Source organism: Pseudomonas sp. ME-P-057 (assembly GCF_030208975.1).
Taxonomy (GTDB): domain Bacteria; phylum Pseudomonadota; class Gammaproteobacteria; order Pseudomonadales; family Pseudomonadaceae; genus Aquipseudomonas; species Aquipseudomonas lutea.
In genome coordinates, this window is record NZ_JARVSX010000001.1 from 1 (window position 1) to 17372 (window position 17372).

16 protein-coding genes are annotated in these 17372 nt (G+C 57.5%); 13 read left to right on the top strand and 3 right to left on the bottom strand.

The window, feature by feature from the left end; all coding sequences use genetic code 11:
- Positions 1-153: 153 nt before the first annotated feature.
- Both QRN48_RS00005 and QRN48_RS00010 read right to left on the bottom strand, forming a co-directional pair.
- Positions 154-1374 (bottom strand): CaiB/BaiF CoA transferase family protein, encoded by a 1221-nt coding sequence (locus QRN48_RS00005; RefSeq protein WP_285348209.1) that lies wholly within the window; start codon positions 1372-1374, stop codon positions 154-156.
- Positions 1375-1384: 10 nt separating this feature from the next.
- On the bottom strand, positions 1385-2566 hold the full coding sequence (locus QRN48_RS00010) for an acyl-CoA dehydrogenase (protein WP_285348210.1): 1182 nt from the start codon (positions 2564-2566) through the stop codon (positions 1385-1387).
- A gap of 171 nt (positions 2567-2737) precedes the next feature.
- Here QRN48_RS00010 and QRN48_RS00015 point away from each other — a divergent pair, with 171 nt between their 5' ends.
- From QRN48_RS00015 to QRN48_RS00060, 10 genes are all read left to right on the top strand, one after another.
- Positions 2738-3634, top strand: coding sequence for a LysR family transcriptional regulator (locus QRN48_RS00015; protein ID WP_285348211.1), 897 nt, complete (start codon positions 2738-2740; stop codon positions 3632-3634).
- A 424-nt stretch (positions 3635-4058) separates the two neighbouring features.
- Entirely contained in the window at positions 4059-5180 is a 1122-nt protein-coding gene (locus tag QRN48_RS00020; protein WP_285348213.1) for a Re/Si-specific NAD(P)(+) transhydrogenase subunit alpha, read from the top strand.
- An 11-nt stretch (positions 5181-5191) separates the two neighbouring features.
- A complete protein-coding gene (locus tag QRN48_RS00025; protein WP_037017162.1) occupies positions 5192-5512 on the top strand; it encodes an NAD(P) transhydrogenase subunit alpha part 2 in 321 nt (106 codons plus the stop codon).
- Positions 5509-6954, top strand: coding sequence for an NAD(P)(+) transhydrogenase (Re/Si-specific) subunit beta (locus QRN48_RS00030; RefSeq protein WP_285348217.1), 1446 nt, complete (start codon positions 5509-5511; stop codon positions 6952-6954). The genes QRN48_RS00025 and QRN48_RS00030 overlap by 4 nt, the downstream gene beginning before the upstream one ends.
- A gap of 184 nt (positions 6955-7138) precedes the next feature.
- Positions 7139-8632, top strand: a complete 1494-nt coding sequence (gene scpC, locus QRN48_RS00035; protein ID WP_285348219.1) for a succinyl-CoA:acetate CoA-transferase ScpC — start codon at positions 7139-7141, stop codon at positions 8630-8632.
- Between the two features lie 319 nt (positions 8633-8951).
- Positions 8952-9167 (top strand): DUF1127 domain-containing protein, encoded by a 216-nt coding sequence (locus tag QRN48_RS00040; protein ID WP_037017159.1) that lies wholly within the window; start codon positions 8952-8954, stop codon positions 9165-9167.
- Positions 9168-9517: 350 nt separating this feature from the next.
- Positions 9518-9835, top strand: a complete 318-nt coding sequence (locus QRN48_RS00045) for a DUF2388 domain-containing protein (RefSeq protein ID WP_037017158.1) — start codon at positions 9518-9520, stop codon at positions 9833-9835.
- 106 nt (positions 9836-9941) lie between these two features.
- Positions 9942-10247: a DUF2388 domain-containing protein gene (locus QRN48_RS00050; protein ID WP_191944275.1), complete on the top strand. Its 306-nt coding sequence runs from the start codon at positions 9942-9944 to the stop codon at positions 10245-10247.
- A gap of 40 nt (positions 10248-10287) precedes the next feature.
- Positions 10288-10608: a DUF2388 domain-containing protein gene (locus tag QRN48_RS00055; protein ID WP_037017155.1), complete on the top strand. Its 321-nt coding sequence runs from the start codon at positions 10288-10290 to the stop codon at positions 10606-10608.
- 23 nt (positions 10609-10631) lie between these two features.
- Positions 10632-12566 carry a DUF7844 domain-containing protein gene (locus tag QRN48_RS00060; protein ID WP_502944559.1) on the top strand — a complete coding sequence of 645 codons (1935 nt, stop codon included), beginning with the start codon at positions 10632-10634 and terminating at the stop codon, positions 12564-12566.
- Between the two features lie 21 nt (positions 12567-12587).
- On the opposite strand, the gene QRN48_RS00065 is transcribed toward QRN48_RS00060, so the two are convergent.
- Positions 12588-12989, bottom strand: coding sequence for a GFA family protein (locus QRN48_RS00065; RefSeq protein ID WP_191944274.1), 402 nt, complete (start codon positions 12987-12989; stop codon positions 12588-12590).
- Positions 12990-13311: 322 nt separating this feature from the next.
- Here QRN48_RS00065 and QRN48_RS00070 point away from each other — a divergent pair, with 322 nt between their 5' ends.
- The 3 genes from QRN48_RS00070 to QRN48_RS00080 all read left to right on the top strand — a co-directional run bounded on the left by QRN48_RS00070 (position 13312) and on the right by QRN48_RS00080 (position 17354).
- Positions 13312-14619 (top strand): CitMHS family transporter, encoded by a 1308-nt coding sequence (locus QRN48_RS00070; protein WP_037017148.1) that lies wholly within the window; start codon positions 13312-13314, stop codon positions 14617-14619.
- Positions 14620-14685: 66 nt separating this feature from the next.
- On the top strand, positions 14686-15453 hold the full coding sequence (locus tag QRN48_RS00075; RefSeq protein ID WP_037017145.1) for a TerC family protein: 768 nt from the start codon (positions 14686-14688) through the stop codon (positions 15451-15453).
- A 257-nt stretch (positions 15454-15710) separates the two neighbouring features.
- Positions 15711-17354 (top strand): Na/Pi cotransporter family protein, encoded by a 1644-nt coding sequence (locus tag QRN48_RS00080; protein WP_037017142.1) that lies wholly within the window; start codon positions 15711-15713, stop codon positions 17352-17354.
- Positions 17355-17372 lie beyond the last annotated feature (18 nt).

The window sequence follows — 17372 nt, forward strand, 5'->3', positions numbered from 1 at the left end:
AGTTTTCCGTTTCGTCTGCGCCGGAAGTGGGGCGAATTATAGACAGATCCAGAGGAGCGTCAACACCTAATTTGAACTTTTTGTGAAAAAGGTAAAACTTCAGCAGAATCAGCAATTTCCTTCTGTTTATATGGGCTCCCGGACAGCCTCCTGTTAAAGGACGCCAGCCTCACGTAGAGCATTCACTTCGGAACTGGACAATCCCAACACGCCGGCAAGCACTTCCAACGTATGCTCCCCCAGCAACGGCGGCGCATAGCGGTATTCAACGGGGGTTGCGGACAGGCGAATCGGACTTGCAACCTGAGGCACCGTACCACCCAATGAGTGAGGCAACTCAACTTGCAGACCGCGCGACAGAACCTGCGGGTCAGCAAACACTTCGGCAACATCATTGATAGGCCCGCAAGGCACGCCCGCTCGCTCCAACGCCGTTACCCATTCTGCGGTGGTCTTGAATACTGTGGCCTGTCGGATGAGTGGAATCAGCTCCGCACGATGGGCAACACGAGCCTTGTTACTCGCGAAGCGAGGGTCTTCAGCCCATTGGGGATGGCCTGCAACTTCTGCAAATTTGCGAAACTGGTTATCGTTGCCCACCGTAAGAATGAAGTCTCCATCGGCCGTAGGGAAATCCTGGTAGGGCACAATGTTTGGGTGCGCGTTACCCAAGCGCCTCGGCGAGACTCCTGTCGTGAGGTAATTCATCGCCTGGTTCGCCAGACACGCCACCTGCACATCAAGCAGAGCCATATCGATATGCTGCCCCGGGCCACCCTGATCACGATGCGCTAAAGCAGCGAGGATGGCGGAGGTCGAGTAAAGCCCTGTAAGGATATCTGTAAGGGCCACACCGACCTTGACCGGTCCGGCACCATCCTCATTCTCGGCGCGGCCGGTTAAGCTCATCAGCCCGCCGAGGCCCTGAATCATAAAGTCGTAACCTGCACGCTTGGCGTAAGGCCCCGTCTGCCCAAAACCGGTAATAGAGCAGTAGATCAGCCTGGGATTCTCGACCTGCAGCGCCTCGTAATCGAGACCGTAAGCCTTCAATCCTCCAACCTTGAAGTTCTCGATCACAATATCGGACTTGGCCGCCAACGCCCGGACCAGCCTTTGCCCTCCAGGCTGGGTAAAGTCGATGGTGACAGACTGCTTGTTGCGGTTGGCTGAAAGGTAATAGGCCGCTTCGGAAGTGTCCTCTCCGCACGCATCCTTCAAAAAAGGCGGCCCCCACGCGCGCGTGTCGTCACCAGTCCCAGGCCGCTCGATCTTGATCACCTCGGCCCCCAGGTCCGCCAGTATCTGACCCGCCCAGGGCCCTGCAAGGACCCGAGACAAATCCAGTACACGTAGATGCGATAAAGCGCCCATTGCAGGCTCCTTAATAGAAGGCCTGAATGCCGGTCTGCGCCCGGCCAAGGATCAGCGCGTGGACGTCATGGGTGCCCTCATACGTGTTGACCACCTCCAGGTTGACCAGATGTCTGGCGATACCGAACTCGTCAGAGATCCCATTGCCACCGAGCATGTCGCGCGCCATACGCGCGATATCCAGAGATTTACCACAAGAGTTGCGCTTCATGATGGAAGTGATTTCGACCGCTGCCGTGCCTTCGTCCTTCATGCGGCCCAGGCGCAAGCACCCTTGGAGCGCCAATGTGATCTCGGTTTGCATATCTGCGAGCTTTTTCTGGATCAACTGATTAGCCGCAAGCGGACGACCGAATTGCTGGCGATCCAGCGTGTACTGACGCGCGGTGTGCCAACAAAATTCAGCAGCCCCCAAGGCGCCCCAGGAGATGCCGTAACGAGCAGAGTTCAAGCAGGTGAATGGCCCTTTAAGGCCTCGGACGTCCGGGAAGATGTTTTCTTCCGGCACAAAAACGTTGTCCATGACGATTTCACCGGTGATCGAAGCGCGAAGCCCAACCTTGCCGTGAATCGCGGGAGCCGTAAGCCCCTGCCAGCCTTTTTCCAGCACGAAGCCGCGGATGTCCCCAGCGTCGTCTTTACCCCACACAACAAAAACGTCAGCGATCGGGCTGTTGGTGATCCACATTTTGCTGCCGGTCAGACGGTAGCCGCCTTCGACGCTCCGAGCACGGGTGATCATCGCGCCGGGATCCGACCCATGATTGGGTTCGGTAAGGCCGAAGCAGCCAATCCATTCACCGGACGCGAGTTTTGGCAGGTACTTCTGCTTTTGAGCTTCAGTGCCGAACTCGTTGATAGGCACCATGACCAGTGATGACTGTACGCTCATCATTGAGCGGTAACCGGAATCGACGCGCTCGACTTCGCGAGCGATCAAGCCGTAGCACACATAGTTAAGGCCGCTACCGCCGTACTGCTCCGGGATTGTCGCGCCAAGGAGACCTATCTCACCCATCTCGCGAAAGATCGCCGGATCTGTCTTCTCATTACGGAAGGCTTCGAGCACACGTGGCGCAAGCTTGTCCCTGGCGAACTGCTCGGCACTGTCGCGAACCATGCGCTCTTCTTCGGTAAGTTGCTGGTCCAGCAACAGGGGGTCGATCCAGCTGAAACTTGCCTTACCGTTCATTATCCTTTCCTCAACGAATGCGCTTCCGGACATCCCGGAGTGTAATAGAGCCAGCCTAGGCCTGAACCCTCGGTGGAACAAACGACGATTCCGCATCAGGTTGTGCTAATTTCGCACTCCGAAGTGCGTTAAGCGCTGCACGAGCCGTCGTTCTTAGTGAGGCAAAGGTACATGCGCCGTAAAATCCCTAGCACCGCTGCGCTGGTGAGCTTCGAAGCAGCCGCGCGACATGAGAGCTTTACCAAGGCGGCCGAAGAGCTTTCGCTGACCCAGAGCGCGATCTGCCGACAAATCGCAAGCCTGGAAGATTTCCTGAATGTAGGCCTGTTTCGACGTTCACGGCGAGGTGTGAAGCTCACGGAGGCAGGCCTTTCCTACAGCCGACGCATCGCAACACAACTCGACGCCGTTGAGCGCGACACGCTGTCTGTAATGGGTCATCAGGGCGTCAACATCATTGAGCTCGCGGTGGTGCCAACATTCGGCACGCAATGGCTTCTTCCACGCCTGAATGATTTTCAGAAGAAATACCCTGACGTCACTATCAACTTGACCAACCGCACACGACCTTTTTTATTCGCGGACACTGAATTCGATGCGGCGATTTACTTTGGTGATGCGGATTGGTCCGGTACCGAATCCCACAGACTGATGGGCGAAAACCCGATGCCGGTCTGCAGCCCCAGGCTGCTTGATGCGAGACACAGCATCAGCCCTCACGAGCTGGCCGAGATGCCGCTGCTCCAACAGACCACTCGACCCTATGCCTGGCGGCAGTGGTTCAACTCGCTGGAAATGGGCGTGGCCCGCGACATGACAGGTCCGCGTTACGAGCTCTTCTCCATGCTCGCGCAGGCAGCCATGCACGACATGGGTGTGGCGCTGATCCCGCCATTTCTTATTCAGCATGAACTGGCTGAGAAGCGCCTGGTGATTGCCAACCCTCACCAATTGTCGAGCACGAAGGCGTACTACTTGATGATTCCGGAGCGCAAGACGGAATCGGCGTCACTGAAAGCGTTCCGCGACTGGCTGATTCAGCAAGCCGGGACCTATTCGCTGCCCTGAACGACTACTACAACCCGTCGGCGGCGGTGTAGCGCTAAAACCTGTCAACCTACATATATCTTTATCTGTCGCATTTACGACTCCTCAGTATTTGTGCCTCCGCGCTTCAATAGTCATACAAATAGGGCTCTGTAGCCTAATTGGCGATTTTTTTCTGACTACCTTCGTCAGAAGGTTCATCAGAGCCAAAATTCCACTCAAATCCTTTCAGTATCAGTCACTTAAGCGCATGTAGGTCTTAATGGTCACGCGATGACTTGTAGTACATTTTTAGTTCAGTTACAGAAATCCTTGAAGGCCCTCGGTATCCCCTGCAAAATGCCGCGCCTGACGGTTTTAACGGGCGTAGTGATCGCAATTCCAGCCCTCGTGCCATCGCGCGCTGGCCTAATTAAAGACAATAAGATCACGCAGGAGATTTGACGTGCATATTGGAGTCCCTCTCGAAACCCAGCTGGGTGAAACCCGCGTCGCTGCCACCCCCGAAACAGTCAAAAAGCTCATCGCTCAGGGTCACACGGTTACAGTGCAAACAACCGCGGGGATTGCCGCGAGCGTGACTGACAGCGCTTATGAGGCCGCCGGAGCAGTGATTGGAACCGCCACTGACGCATTCAGCGCCGAACTGATATTGAAGGTCGCCGCGCCCAGCGATGCTGAACTCTCAGCGATAAAGAGAGGAGCAGTGGTCGTAGGGATGCTCAATCCTTTCAACAACGATGCGATCGCACGGCTAGCCGAGCGCGGTGCCACCGCATTTGCGCTGGAGGCAGCGCCACGTACGTCTCGCGCGCAGAGCCTCGACGTGCTGTCGTCCCAGGCCAACATTGCCGGCTATAAAGCAGTGCTGTTGGCGGCGCATCACTATCCGCGGTTCATGCCGATGCTGATGACTGCGGCAGGCACTGTGAAGGCTGCGCGCGTGCTGGTTCTTGGAGCCGGCGTAGCGGGCCTGCAGGCGATCGCAACCGCCAAGCGGCTGGGCGCAGTCATAGAGGCCTCGGACGTGCGTCCTGCGGTTAAGGAGCAGATTGAGTCTCTGGGGGCCAAGTTTGTTGACGTGCCTTATGAGTCTGATGAGGAACGGGAAGCCGCAGTAGGCGTGGGCGGTTATGCCCGTCCAATGCCGGCCAGTTGGATGCAGCGTCAAGCGGTGGCCGTTCACGAGCGCGCCAAACTGGCGGATATCGTGATCACCACGGCGCTGATACCCGGTCGCAAGGCGCCCACATTGTTAAGCGCTGAAACCGTCGCGCAGATGAAGCCTGGGTCAGTCGTCATCGACCTGGCCGCAGCGCAGGGAGGGAACTGCCCTCTGACGGTTGCCGATCAGGTAGTGGTTGAGCACGGCGTGACAATCGTTGGCCACACCAATTTGCCTGCCCTCGTTGCGGCGGATGCTTCGGCGCTGTACGCCCGCAATCTGCTGGACTTCATGAAGCTGCTCTTCGATAAAGAAGGCCACTTCCAGATCAACCTCGAAGACGACATCGTCGCGGCGTGCCTGATGTGCCGTGACGGCAACGTCATCCGCAATAACGGCTGAGGATAAAAATAATGGAAGAGTTCATCTCGCCCGGCGTCTACAACCTGATCATCTTTGTCTTGGCCATTTATGTCGGCTACCACGTGGTCTGGAACGTGACGCCTGCGCTGCACACGCCCCTAATGGCGGTCACTAACGCTATCTCGGCCATTGTCATCGTCGGCGCAATGCTCGCTGCAGCGCTGACTGTGACGCCGCTGGGCAAAACCATGGGCACACTCGCCGTTGCGCTTGCCGCAGTTAACGTTTTTGGCGGTTTCCTCGTCACCCGGCGCATGCTGGAGATGTTCAAGAAGAAAGCGCCGAAGGCAAAAGACGAGGCCAAGTCATGAGCATGAACCTTGTGACCTTGCTGTATCTCGTGTCGGCCATTTGCTTTATTCAAGCACTGAAGGGCTTGTCTCACCCGACTACGTCCCGCCGGGGCAACATGTTCGGCATGCTGGGCATGGGGCTGGCCGTGCTGACCACAATCGGACTGGTGTTTAAACTGGCCGCTCTGTCCACCGACGGAGCCAGCGCTGGTATTGGTTACATCCTGATCGGCTTGCTGGTGGGGGGTACCGCTGGTTCGATCATGGCCAAGCGCGTGGAAATGACCAAGATGCCGGAACTGGTGGCGTTCATGCACAGCATGATTGGCCTGGCAGCCGTGTTTATTGCGATTGCAGCGGTGGTGGAGCCGCAGTCTCTGGGCATTGTTCATCACTTGGGCGATCCGATCCCTGCCGGCAACCGTTTGGAGCTGTTTCTCGGCGCAGCCATCGGCGCAATCACCTTTTCCGGCTCGGTCATTGCTTTCGGCAAGTTGTCAGGCAAATACAAGTTCCGCCTGTTTCAAGGCGCACCGGTGCAGTTCACCGGCCAACACACCCTCAATCTGGTGCTGGGTCTGGCCACGCTTCTGTTGGGTCTCACCTTTATGCTCACAGGGAGCCTGCTGGCGTTCAGCCTCATGTTGATACTGGCATTCGTGATCGGCGTGTTGCTCATCATCCCGATTGGCGGAGCGGACATGCCGGTTGTGGTGTCGATGCTCAACAGTTATTCGGGTTGGGCAGCGGCGGGTATCGGTTTCTCGCTGAACAACTCGATGCTGATCATCGCCGGCTCTCTGGTTGGCTCGTCTGGCGCGATTCTGTCGTACATCATGTGTAAAGCCATGAACCGCTCCTTCTTCAATGTCATCGGTGGCGGCTTCGGTGGCACCGCAGATATCAGCGCACTCAGCGGCACCAAGGAAGCCCGTCCCGTCAAATCCGGTTCGGCTGATGACGCGACCTTTTTGCTGACCAATGCCGATACCGTCATCATCGTCCCGGGCTACGGTTTGGCGGTCGCCCGAGCGCAACACGCCCTAAAAGAGCTGACGGAAAAGCTGACTCACGCTGGAGTGACGGTCAAGTACGCCATTCACCCGGTCGCTGGCCGGATGCCAGGGCATATGAACGTGCTGCTGGCAGAAGCCGAGGTGCCTTATGACCAGGTCTTTGAAATGGAAGACATCAACTCCGAGTTCGGTCAGGCCGACGTTGTTCTGGTGCTCGGCGCTAACGATGTGGTGAATCCGGCTGCTAAAAATGACCCTAAATCACCTATTGCCGGTATGCCTATTCTTGAGGCGTACAAGGCCAAAACAATCATCGTCAACAAACGCTCCATGGCCAGCGGCTACGCTGGGCTTGATAACGAGTTGTTCTACTTGGACAAGACCATGATGGTTTTCGGCGATGCGAAGAAGGTCATCGAAGACATGGTGAAAGCCATCGATTAGCGCTCAAAAGAGCTCGTCTATAAACCCTCGGCGCATTTCATGGCCGAGGGTTTTTTACAGATCAGGTAAAAGTGTTTTTCACTGAGAGGCCCTGATTAGAGCCCTTCATGCGACCTTGGTAGCGGGACGCACGCAGACCAAATCTCTAGACTTCCCCCATGAATTTGTCTAGAGACCCAATACCATGCACCGTGAACGCATCCGCCTGCCCTCGTTGATGAGCAAGATTATGAGCGCCGCCGACGCCGCGTCCTTGATAAAGGATGGCATGACCATCGGCATGAGCGGTTTTACGCGCGCCGGGGAGGCCAAGGCGGTTCCCAAAGCACTGGCTGAACGGGCCAAGGCAACACCGTTGAAGATCAGCCTGATGACCGGTGCCAGCTTGGGCAACGACCTGGATAAGCAGCTGACTGAGGCAGGCGTGCTGTCACGTCGCATGCCATTTCAAGTCGACAGCACCCTGCGTAAAGCCATTAATGACGGAACCGTGATGTTCATTGATCAGCATCTGTCTGACACAGTTGAGCAGCTGCGCAATCGCCAGATAAAAGCAGTGGATATCGCAGTAATCGAATGCGTGGCGATTAACGAAGAGGGCCATTTGGTGCTCAGCACGTCGGTCGGCAACTCTGCCAGTTTCGCTATCTTGGCCGAGCACGTGATCGTCGAGATCAATCTCGCACAGCCAATGGCGCTTGAAGGGCTGCATGACATTTACATACCCACGTACCGACCAACACGTCTACCGATTCCGGTACTCAAAACTGATACGCGGATCGGCGGACAGGCCGTAAAGATCGATCCGGCTAAAATCGTCGGCATCGTGACCAGCAATCAACCTGACTCCCCGTCAACGGTGTTGCCCGCAGATACCGACACCCAAGCCATCGCCGGGCATCTGGTGGACTTCTTCAAGAACGAAGTACGGCTAAACCGCCTGACCAATCAGCTGATGCCGTTGCAGGCTGGCGTCGGCACAATTGCAAATGCGGTGATGACCGGGCTGATCGATTCGCCCTTTCACGGCATGACGATGTACTCGGAGGTCTTGCAAGACTCAACCTTCGACTTGTTTGAGGCGGGCAAGCTGGATTTCGCATCTGGCTGTTCGATGACATTGTCCGAACGCAAACACGCCGCGCTCTATGACGATCTCGAGCAGTACAGATCCAAACTGTTATTGCGTCCTCAGGAAATTTCCAATCATCCTGAAATAGTGCGGCGGTTGGGTATCATCGCCATCAACACGGCGCTTGAATTCGATTTGTATGGGAACGTTAACTCGACCCACGTCGGCGGCACTCGGATGATGAATGGCATCGGCGGCTCCGGTGACTTTGCCCGAAACGCTCACCTGGCGATTTTCGTAACCAAGTCTATTGCGAAGGCGGGCGCCATTTCGAGCGTGGTGCCCATGGTTAGCCACGTGGACCACACCGAGCACGACGTAGATATCCTTGTGACAGAAGTGGGTTTGGCAGATTTGCGTGGCCTTGCACCGCGTGAGCGGGCGCGAGTCATCATCGACAACTGCGTGCACCCGGCGTATCGGGATGCACTGAATGACTACTTCCGCCGAGCCTGCGCGATCGGTGGCCACACGCCGCACGTTTTGCGAGATGCGCTTAGCTGGCACCTGAATCTTGAAGAGACCGGACGCATGATCGGGGTCTGACAGTACAGTTGCGTTGTGGCAGTACCGCTCAGCTCACGCGTTGGAATAGCTGCTCTCCGATCTGAGAAAAACTGTACTGCTGTACTGGTCGTTAAGCAGCAGAGTAGAGGCTTTTTAAAGCCAAATGCGCACGAAAAGCACTCTATTGGTGCAGACCCGTACAGTTGCCCCACTTATGAACAAAACAGTGGCGCCTAACAGATAACTGGAGCAGCGCAATACAAATGAACTGTGTCTAGAGAGAAGGGGACGATGAGAGGAATATTGTCACCAATCAAGTCACTCTCTAATCCCGCCACAAGCGGAAGGAAGAAGCATCATGGAACGCACCCTCAGTTCCGAACTGTTCTACGAAGACACCGCAAAAACCGCACAAGCCTCGTTGCCGCTGCGCATGTTCGCTAACCTGATGCTATGGCAGCGCCGCCTGTCCAGCCGCCACCAACTGGCTCGTCTGGATGCACGCTTGCTCGCCGATGCCGGTATCAGCGAATCCCAGCGTTACGAAGAGCTGAGCAAGCCGTTCTGGCGCTAAGTTAAGCGCCCGCTGGTTTCAGGCTAATAGCCTCTCGCCAGCACCTCGAATTGTTCAAACGAAACCCGCCGCATTCATTTGCTGGCGGGTTTTGTCGTATTAGGGATCGATACCGGTACAGTTTTTAGAGCTCGGCGATTAACCTATACAGTTCTCCGTTGCGCAGGTGTATTGGGGCTAAACATTGGACCGCTGCTCACATGACCACGCGATATCCCAAGCCGTGATGGTGAGCGGGCCCAGATATAAGCTAATCTTGCGCCACCTAAAATTGTGCACCTGCGTCAGCTCTCGCTGAGCTTAGGCAAACGGTCCATGATTTTTGAATCCTGTTATTTTGGAGTACCCGTATGTCTCGCGTTCGCCTGCTTAGTGCTGCCTTCCTGATTGTTGCTGCAACGGGAGCCCAGGCTTCCAGCTTCGTGGTCACCACTGACACCATCGTCCGTGCTCTCGACGCATCATCAAATGCGACCTCCAAGATCTCGTCCTCTTTTCACGACGACAAAATCGTCCTGGCCGCCCGCGACGACGCAGCAAGCTTCGTTGCCAGCCAAGGCGAGATTCGTGGCGTTAAACTCCAGGGCGCCCTGCAGCACATCCGCGAGGTCGCGCCGACTCTGCAGGCGTCCGATGCGCAGCTCGCCGAAGCGATTCTTGCCATCTGATTCAGCCTGGAGACAGGTTTCTCGTGAGCATATCCGGGCCTCGGCGCTGGCCCTGTCCCGGGCGTTGCGCTAGCCTTGCGACTCGTTTCGCAGATCCTGAATTCCCATGCCTTTATTGACTCGGCTAATGGCAGTTTTTGCCGCCACGATAAGTATCTCGACCCCCGCTCTGGCGTTGGATGTGACTACCCAGAGCCTGGTCAAAACCGGGTATGCCACCAGCCAGGTAACGACCGGCCCCTTCGACAGCAAGTTGATCATTGCCGCTCAGGACGATGCTGCGGTGTTTGTTGCCACTGATGGCCACGTGCGCGGGGCTCGGCTGCAGGCAGCGATGGCTTACATACGCCAGTACCAGCCAAAACTTCATGCAGACGATCTTGAACTGGCGCAGGCAATCCTCGTCCAATAGTCACTTTTTTCCAGTCACATCCGTATTTTGGAGAGGTTCCATGCGTACCCCATTGATCGCTGCCGCCCTTGGCTTGCTCTTGCTGACAGACATGGCACAGGCACAAACCCTGAAGGCCACCAGTAACATCGTCGTTCGTGCCCTCGGTCGCAGCATCGACTTCACCTCTGACACCACGTCGTCGGTGCGCAACTGGAAGCTCGTGCTTGAAGCCCGTGACGATGCCGCAAGCTATGTCGCCAGCAACGGTGATATCCATGGGGCGTTGCTCGACGCAGCCTTCATCACGCTGCGCGACCGCTTGCCTGAAGCCCGTAACGCCAGCGACCAGGACCTCGCCGAGGCCATTCTCGCCCTGTGAAACGCCTTGCTGTCTGGCTCCTGATGTCGGCGCTGTCGCTGATGTGCACGAATGCCTTCGCCGACCTCAGCCTGTCGCTTCATACCGACGGGCTTAGCCCTGCACAACAAAAGGCCAGCCAGACACTGCTGGACGAAGCCATGGCGCATTTGCCGCCACTCTTTGTCAGCAAGCTCGATCGCAAGGTTGAGGTGCATTGGACCGACGACATGCCGTCCAATGCCTACGGCCGAGCGGACGGCCCCTATCGGCTGGACCTGAACCAGCACCTGCTTGCCGGATTGACTGACGGCAGCGCTGCGACGACCCGAACCAGCCGTCCTCATGGCACCGTGCGCGAAGAAATGCTCGCCACGGTGCTGCACGAGCTGACCCACATCTATGATCACGCACAGCTATGGTCGCCCGAAGACCGCAAGCTGATTGTGGCATGTGCCCGACAGGGTAAAAGCGTGGGCAAGGTCGGCTTGCGTGACAGCTGCCGGGGGCAAACTGACCGGCGCTTCACGCTGAGCGATGATCCGCGCCTCCTGGACCTGGCGGGATGGCCGCAGTACGTCGGCCGCCGTGGCGAACGAGAGGATCGCAACGGCCAGGTCGCCCGCAGCCCCGACATTTATGAGATCACCAGCCCGCTGGAATTCGTTGCAGTGAACATGGAGTACTTTCTCCTTGATCCTGCCTATGCCTGCCGCCGCCCGGCGCTGTACGACTATTACAAATCCCGGTTCGACTGGGCACCGAAGGCGAAGGAGCAATGCCCGACGTCGTACCCTTACCTCAACGCCGGCAACGATTTTGCTCGTGAACCGCTGGGCAAACTTGACCCCGAACGCGTGTACGAAGTGGACTACCTGCTGGCAGAGGCCAATCAGAACCTGGCCAGCCGTTGGGGCCACAGCATGTTGCGGCTGGTGATCTGCAAGCCTGGTCGCCCACGCGGACCTGATTGCCGACTGGATCTGGATCAACACCTCGTGTTGTCGTATCGCGCGTTCGTCAACGACCTGCAGCTGTCGAGCTGGAGCGGCTTGACTGGCAAGTATCCGTCGCGCCTGTTCGTCCTTCCGCTGGGTCAGGTGATCGATGAATACACCAAGACTGAGCTGCGCAGCCTGTCCTCAGTACCGCTCAAACTTTCCCGTGAGGAGATCAACGGCCTGGTTCAGCACGCTGCGGAGATGCATTGGGCCTATGACGGGGACTACTGGTTCCTGTCAAACAACTGCGCCGTCGAAAACTTGAAGCTGTTGCGCAGCGGTACTCATGATCCGCGCCTTGTCGGGCTGGACAGCATCATGCCCAACGGGCTGCTGGAAGTGCTGAAGGGCAGGGGGCTGGCGGACACCAGCGTGCTGGACGATCCAAAGAAAGCACTGCGCATGGGCTACCGCTTCGATTCCTACAGAGATCGTTACCAGGCTATGTTCGACGTGCTGCGCAAGACGACGAACGTCAAGCAAACCACGGTAGAAGACTGGCTGGCATTGACCGCTGAGGAGCGACGTCCGTATTTCGCCCAGGCGGACCTGCGCACCAGTGCCGCAATGTTGCTACTGGAACAGGCCGGGCTGCGTCGTCAGCTGCTGCTGGCTCAAGATGAGGTAAAGCAACGATATCTGAGCGCTGTGGAGCAGAAAGACAACGGCGTATCAAAGGCAACAGGCACGCTGCAGGACATACTGGCGAATAGCGGATTCCTGAGCCGTCCGGCCGAACTGCTGGGGAGTGGCGGCTACGGGCTGCCGCAAGAAGGTGAGTGGCAGCGTTTGGAAAACGAAAGCAGCCAACGTCAGAAACAGCTGCAGCGACTCAGCGGCGATCTGGATAAAGAGGTGAGGGCGCTACTCGACCCCGCCCGCGCCGCCGAGATAGCCGCGTCCGAAGAGAATCTCAAGCAAGTGGGCGAACATTTGCGAGCACTGCACAAGGCGGCAGGTGGCTTGGAGCTGCCTTAAAAGCTGAAGCGGCCACCGTGATCACGCGCTTTCTTCAGGCTCCCCCGGCAGATGCTCATCCACGTGCAGCCAAGGCAAGCGGCTGTCAGTCCAGATATGTCGGTTGGCAGGTGTCAGCTCCGGGTGATCCAGAGTGGCAATGGTTACGTCCATCATCTCCGGGCTGTTGCGGCTGAACAAGGCGACCTGAGCGCCACAGTTGTTGCAGAAATACCGTACGCATGTCGGGCCCGAGTCATACGTTGTAGGGCTTCCAGCCAGCCATTTGAAGGCCTCAACCGGCACACTGGTCCATGTCATCACGATGCCGCCGGACGTGCGCCGACAAATCGAACAGTGACAGTGCGCAACGTCATCGACAAGCGCATCGAGTTGATAGCGCAGGTTGCCGCAATGGCATCCGCCGGTTTGCAATTCGCTCATGGTCACTCTCCGGATTATGTATGCAGGTCTGACCGCGCATTGGGGTCGATAACTCCATCTTCCGCTCACTCCCTATCTGGGCGACGAAAGCTGGCTGAAAGCTTCTCCCTTTAGCATCACCTCACCGCCGGCAACAGACCGGTCAGCCAGGACGAACGCGCATGACGTTCTCCGGCCCATCTACAACAACAATCAGGTGATTTCCGATGCTCGCATATGCCCCGCAAAACCTCTGCGCAATTCCCCAACTTTACGCGCCGCTCGTTCTGAGCTGATCGACTCTTCTCGTCTGTCCCATGCCGCGTAACACTGGAGTATTGCTATGTTGACCTTCCTCGGCTTCGCCATGGTCGTCGCCTTCATGTACCTGATCATGAGCAAGCGCTTGTCGGCGCTGATTGCCCTGATCATTGTTCCTATTGTCTTCGCCCTGTTCGGCGGCTTTGCGTCCGAAATCGGCCCAATGATGCTTGCCGGGATCACCAAGCTTGCGCCAACGGGCGTGATGCTGATGTTCGCCATCCTTTATTTTGCGCTGATGATCGATTCAGGCCTGTTCGACCCGGCCGTGCGCAAGATTCTTAAACTGGTCAAAGGCGACCCGGTCAAAGTGTCGGTCGGCACCGCAGTGCTGGCGTTGGTCGTCTCGCTGGACGGTGACGGCGCCACGACCTACATGATCTGCGTGGCGGCCATGCTGCCACTTTACAGCCGCCTGGGGATGAGCCCGCGCATTATGGCTGGCCTGATCATCCTGGCTGGCGGGGTCATGAACATGACGCCATGGGGCGGTCCGACTGCACGCGCGGCGAGTGCCCTGCATGTCGATCCGTCTGACATCTTCGTACCTATGATTCCGGCAATGCTTGCAGGCGTCGTGGCCATCCTGGTCATCGCCTACTTCTACGGTAAGCGCGAGCGCGCCCGTTTGGGTGAACTGCACTTGCCGGGTGATGAGGTCGATCACAGCGAGATCAGCGTTTCTCAGTTCCCCGAAGCCCGTCGTCCGAAGCTGATCTGGTTCAACGCAGCACTGACCCTCGTGTTAATGGTCGCGCTGATCATGGGCCTGCTGCCGCTGCCAGTGCTGTTCATGATCGCGTTCAGCATCGCGATGATCGTTAACTATCCTTGCCTGCAAGCCCAGAAAGACCGCGTGGCCGCTCATGCCGGCAGCGTGCTGGCAGTGGTCGGACTGATTTTCGCTGCAGGGATTTTTACCGGTATCCTGTCCGGCACCGGAATGGTCGATGCAATGTCGAAGAGCCTGCTGGCTGTGATTCCCGAGGCGATGGGGCCTTATCTCGCCGTGATCACCGCCGTTGTCAGCATGCCGTTCACCTTCTTCATGTCCAACGATGCCTTCTACTATGGAGTGCTCCCGGTACTGGCCGAAGCTGCGTCGCATTACGGCATCAGCCCGGTGGAGATGGCACGTGCCTCGATCGTCGGACAGCCCGTCCATCTGTTGAGTCCGTTGGTGCCGTCAACCTACTTGCTGGTTGCACTGGCGGGTATTGAATTCGGTGATCATCAGCGTTTCACCCTCAAATGGGCCGTGCTGGTGTGCGTGTGCATCTTGATCGCCGCGCTGCTGATGGGGATTTTCCCGCTGTTCAGCAGTCTATAACGCAACATAACGCTCCCGGCGGCGCAGTCGCGACGGTGGGAATACAAAAGCTCAAAGGAATACGTAATGGAATGGCTGACCAACCCTGAGATCTGGGTTGCTTTCTTCACGCTGACTGCTCTGGAAATCGTTCTGGGCATCGACAACATCATCATGATCTCGATCCTGGTCAGCCGCATGCCCAAGGCAATGCAGCCGCGCACCCGGATCTTCGGCCTCGCGCTGGCAATGGTGACGCGGATTCTGTTGCTGCTGTCGATCACGTGGGTCATGCGCCTGACCGACGATCTGTTCGTGGTTCTGGGACAGGGCATTTCCGGACGTGATCTGATTCTGTTCTTCGGTGGCCTGTTTCTGCTGTGGAAAAGCTCGCAAGAGATTTACCACGGCATGGAAGGAGAGGAAGAAACGCCGGACGAGCCCAAGGGCAAAGGCGGCATGTTTCTGTACACCATTCTCCAGATCGCGATCATCGACATCGTGTTCTCGCTGGACTCCGTTATCACGGCCGTCGGCATGGTTTCTCATGTGCCCGTGATGGTCGCAGCGATCATCGTGGCGGTGTTGATCATGATGCTATGCGCGGGCGTTATCAGCGACTTCATTGAGAAGCACCCTTCGCTGAAAATGCTGGCGTTGTCGTTCCTGATTGTCGTCGGCACCGTGCTGATCGCAGAATCGTTCGACGTGCACGTGCCCAAAGGCTACGTCTACTTCGCCATGGCGTTCTCGCTGGCGGTGGAGGCGATCAACATAAAGATGCGCACATCGGTGGCGAAGAAGCGTGCGATGCAGGACCCGACGAAGCTGCGCAAGGATGTTCCAGAGCAGTGAGCTTGATCGTGTGAGGGATAACAAAACGGGGCGATTGCCCCGTTTTTTCTTTGCGGGCCTAATCACGCGCTGCTCGCAAGCCCCTTGTTTTGTTACAGTTTTGTTTCAACGAATAATCCGCTGTGCCATGCTGGCATTCGGGCCACAGGCCAACTAAAGCTTAAGTGGGCACGCTGCGGGTCTGTCACCAATACCTGCGTTTACTACTCGCTGGACCTTTAACTTTGCCCAATGGGCAACCACAGGGGGCTCTCCATATGCTGACCCTGCTCGATTTGCTTTCCGCCGTCGCGCTGCTGATCTGGGGCACACATATCGTTCGTACGGGCATTCTGCGCGTCTATGGCTCGCAGCTGCGCCGCGTCATCGGGCAAAACATGTCCAAGCGCCCGCTGGCTTTCGTCGCGGGGATACTCGTAACGGCAGTCGTGCAGAGCAGTAACGCCACAGCGATGCTGGTGACGTCATTCGTAGGCCAGGGGCTGATGGGGCTGACGCCCGCCCTGGCAATCATGCTCGGCGCCGACGTCGGTACGGCCGTCATGTCGCGAATCCTCACCTTCGACCTGTCATGGCTGTCACCTCTGCTCATCTTCCTCGGCGTGATCTTCTTTCTCTCGCGCAAGCAGACCCGGATCGGTCAAATGGGTCGAGTCGGCATCGGTCTGGGCCTGATCATTCTGGCATTACAACTGATCGTCACCGCTGCGGCGCCCATCACTCAGGCGGCCGGGGTCAAGGTACTGTTCGCGTCACTGACCGGCGACCTACTGCTTGATGCTCTGGTGGGTGCGATGTTCGCGCTGATTTCCTACTCCAGTCTCGCAGCCGTGTTGTTGACCGCGACGCTCGCCGGCGCGGAAATCATAAGCCTGCCGGTGGCGATCGGCCTGGTCATTGGTGCGAACATCGGCAGCGGTCTGTTGGCGTTCCTCAGCACCAGCATGCAAAACGTCGCAGGTCGTCAAGTTGCGCTAGGCAGCCTGTTGTACAAACTGATCGGCCTGGTGCTCATCACTCCCTTGCTCACCCCACTGGTCGCGTGGATGGACACACTCAATGTCAGCCCGTCCAGCCTGGTGATCAGTTTCCATGTGATCTACAACTCGCTGCGCTGCCTGATCATGTTGCCGACGGTGGGCCCGATGGGCCGCCTGTGTGCCTCGATCCTGCCCCGGCAGGCTGAGATCAACGGCCAGACCAAGCCTCGACATCTGGACCTGACCGCACTGGCCACGCCAAGCCTGGCGCTGGCGAACGCAGTGCGTGAGACCCTGCGCATGGGCGATCTGATAGACAGCATGCTCAATGCCATGCAGGAAGTCCTGCGTGGCAACCAGACGGCCGTGACGCAGGAGGTGCGCAGGCTCAATGATGATGTCGAGGTGCTTTACAACGCTATCAAGCTGTATCTGGCGCAGATGCCGCGTGATGAGCTAAGCGATCAGGACAATCGCCGCTGGGCGGAGATCATCGAACTGGCAATCAACCTTGAGCTCGCCAGTGGCCTCATAGAGCGCATGTTGCGCAAGGTGCAGCAGCAGAAGACGTCACAACGACGGTCTTTTTCCGATGTCGGTCTGGAAGAACTCTCCGGACTGCACGAGCAACTGATGGCGAACCTACGGCTGGGCTTGTCGGTGTTCCTGAGTGGCGACCCGGAGAGTGCGCGTCAATTGTTGCGTGAGAAACGTCGCTTCCGCGCGCAGGAGCGCCGCCTGGCACACGCCCATGTCAGCAGGCTGCAACGCAAGATCGTGCAGAGTATCGAGACCAGCTCTCTGCACCTTGAGCTCATTTCTGACATGAAACGCCTGAACTCGCTGTTCTGCAGCAGCGCCTATGCGGTCCTCGAAACCTCCGACACAGGTGCCTTGGCCAGCGACAGTCAAGCGGACTGATGAAGGTGAACGCAGCGC